The organism is Aeromonas sp. QDB11 (genome assembly GCF_027705265.1).
Classification (GTDB): domain Bacteria; phylum Pseudomonadota; class Gammaproteobacteria; order Enterobacterales; family Aeromonadaceae; genus Aeromonas; species Aeromonas allosaccharophila.
Genome location: NZ_JAPDBM010000140.1, coordinates 1 through 2,556 on the forward strand (window position 1 = coordinate 1; position 2,556 = coordinate 2,556).

The following is a 2,556-nucleotide window of genomic DNA, read 5'->3' on the forward strand; positions in this document are numbered from 1 at the left end:
AGTCGGTTAGAATACCGGCCTGTCACGCCGGGGGTCGCGGGTTCGAGTCCCGTCCGCTCCGCCACTAATTTGAAAGGTCTTCCCAAATGGGAAGGCCTTTTTGCTATACGCGTTTTTAAGTCTTGGTTTTATCATCTTGGACCAAAAATCCCTCACTCCTTGCTGTTTTGTCTATCAATCCCGCCCTTTTCTGGTCGTTCCTCAACCATTTGCCGCTCTGCTATCGGTCAAGACCGGCATCTGTCGGGGGCAGGGTGCTGGTGTGCTTCATGCTCTCCCCTCCTTCATCCGGACATCGTCCCGCTTGGATTAATGTGTGTGCCACAAACAAAGAGGCCTTCCCGTTGGGAAGGCCTCTTTTCTTTATCTATCAGTGATCAGTGATTGCCATCAATCGGTCGATTTATCAGGGCTTCTCTTTGTTGCCAATGCTCAGGCCAAGTTTGATGGAGAGGGCTGCCAGTAGCAGCAGCATCATGATCAGGGAGAAGAAGTTGCTGCCGAGCTCCGGGTATTGCACCTTGAGCAGCGCGGAGTGGCCGAAGGCACCGATAAAGAAGCAGAGCAGGGTACAGATGGGGGTATTACCCACCATGGGTTCATGGCGATAGTGCTGGAACAGCTGATAGGCCGCCAGCCAGAGGGCAATCAGCGGGAAGAAGGAGAAAGGCACCACCGAGTTGGTCAGCACGGCCAGCGAGGCATCGCCACAGATACCAATCAGCATGGCCATGGCGAGCGGTTTTTTCGGGATCATAAGCTGTTCAGGCATGTCGTTCTCCATCCTGTGGTCATGGGTGAGGTGCACGGCGCTTCTGGTTTTGTACCTCGGCGCCCATGGCGATCATCCGCAGTTGGCTAATGGTACGATCGGAGAGTGCCCTGCACTCTTCGCTGGTCATGTCGAGCGCATCGGCACCGGCACTGAATACGATGGTGACCATGGCTTCAGCCTGGATGTAGGCATCTTCCCGTGGCGCTTCGGTGGTGGCTTCCAGATAATCGGTCAGCTCGGCGATGAAGTGCTGGATCTCGCGAGCCACCGCCTGACGAAAGGCGGCCGAGGTGCCGGAGCGTTCCCGCAGCAGTAGCCGGAAAATGTTGGGGTTGTTCTCGACGAACTCCATAAAGGTCTGCACCGAGGTGCTGATGACACTGCCACCACCGGCAATGCGCTGGCGCGCCTGGCGCATCAGTTGGCGCAGGGTCAGGCCACCTTCATCCACCAGAGTCAGCCCCAGCTCTTCCATGTCACGAAAGTGGCGATAGAAGGAGGTGGGCGCAATGCCCGCTTCGCGAGCCACTTCCCGCAGACTGAGGTTGGAGAAACTCCGGTTGGCGCACAGTTGGCTGAATGCAGCATCGATCAATGTACGCCGGGTTTTTTCTTTTTGTTGAGCGCGAATACCCACGAAATCAGTCACCTTCAGCTTATTGAGGCCAAATGATAACCCGAAGGCGCCTCAGGGTCAGGTTTGTATCCTATTTTTTTACCATTGACCCTGAGGAAATCGCCATGGAAAATGGTGAACAGCTGTTCGCTGAAAGGATGCAATGAGATGGCCAGACCCCCGATTATTTTGACCAATACCCTGCTGTTCTCCCTCTCCGGGATAGTGGCGTTGATTGTCGTGCCCTGGTACGGCATGAGCCACGGTTACGATCTCTGGCAGTGGGCCAGTTTCCTGTTGTTGTTCTGCCTGAGTGGTCTCTCCATCACCGCAGGCTATCACCGACTCTGGTCGCACAAGGCCTATAAGGCGCACCCCGCTTTGCAGTGGTTGTTTGCCATCGGCGGCGCGTTGGCGCTGCAGAATTCGGCCCTGCACTGGTCGGCCGATCATCGCCGTCATCATCGCCATGTGGATGACAATGAAAAAGACCCCTATAGCGCGGGGCGCGGCTTCTGGTACTCCCACATCGGCTGGATGTTGCGGGAGCATCAGGGAGATCGCTATGGCGATTACAGCAATGTGCGCGATCTGCAGAACAATACTGTGGTCGCGTTTCAGCATCGTCACTATCTGGTGCTGGTGCTGGCGACCAATCTGGGTTTGCCGCTGCTGCTTGGCCTGTGGCACGGGGATCTGCTCGGCATGCTGCTGCTGGCGGGCGTGCTGCGGATGGTGATGACTCACCACACCACCTTCTTCATCAACTCGCTGGCCCATATCTGGGGCAGTCAGCCCTATACCGACCGCAATACCGCTCGCGATAACGGCATCCTGGCCTTTTTCACCTTTGGCGAGGGGTACCACAACTTTCACCACCTGTTCGAGAATGATTACCGCAACGGTATTCACTGGTGGCAGTTCGATCCGACCAAGTGGTTAATCCGGCTTGCCTCCTGGTGCGGTCTGGCGGGGGATCTCAGATCCTCGCCGGAGGAGCGTATCGAGCAGGCCCGGCTGCAGATGCAGCTGAAGCGGGCGCAAGCCAGATTGCGCAAGCAGGAGGATCGCGAACTGTGGCAGGCGCTGCTCATGTACAGAACCTTAAGCGGCAAGCGAATTAATAATACCGTCTAACGTGTTGTTTTGCTTGGATTTTCTCTGC

General features: G+C 56.3%; 2 protein-coding genes and 1 pseudogene. 1 reads left to right on the forward strand and 2 read right to left on the reverse strand.

Annotation, left to right across the window (positions count from 1 at the left end; genetic code table 11):
* Positions 1-406: 406 nt before the first annotated feature.
* Together OKC40_RS22140 and fabR are read right to left on the reverse strand one after the other, a co-directional pair.
* Positions 407-772, reverse strand: coding sequence for a YijD family membrane protein (locus OKC40_RS22140; RefSeq protein ID WP_058054237.1), 366 nt, complete (start codon positions 770-772; stop codon positions 407-409).
* A 19-nt stretch (positions 773-791) separates the two neighbouring features.
* Positions 792-1,412 carry an HTH-type transcriptional repressor FabR gene (fabR, locus tag OKC40_RS22145; RefSeq protein ID WP_058054236.1) on the reverse strand — a complete coding sequence of 207 codons (621 nt, stop codon included), beginning with the start codon at positions 1,410-1,412 and terminating at the stop codon, positions 792-794.
* 147 nt (positions 1,413-1,559) lie between these two features.
* Between fabR and OKC40_RS22150 the strand changes: the two are divergent.
* Positions 1,560-2,483 (forward strand): annotated as a pseudogene (locus tag OKC40_RS22150) (fatty acid desaturase); the annotation flags it as partial.
* Positions 2,484-2,556: the final 73 nt, after the last annotated feature.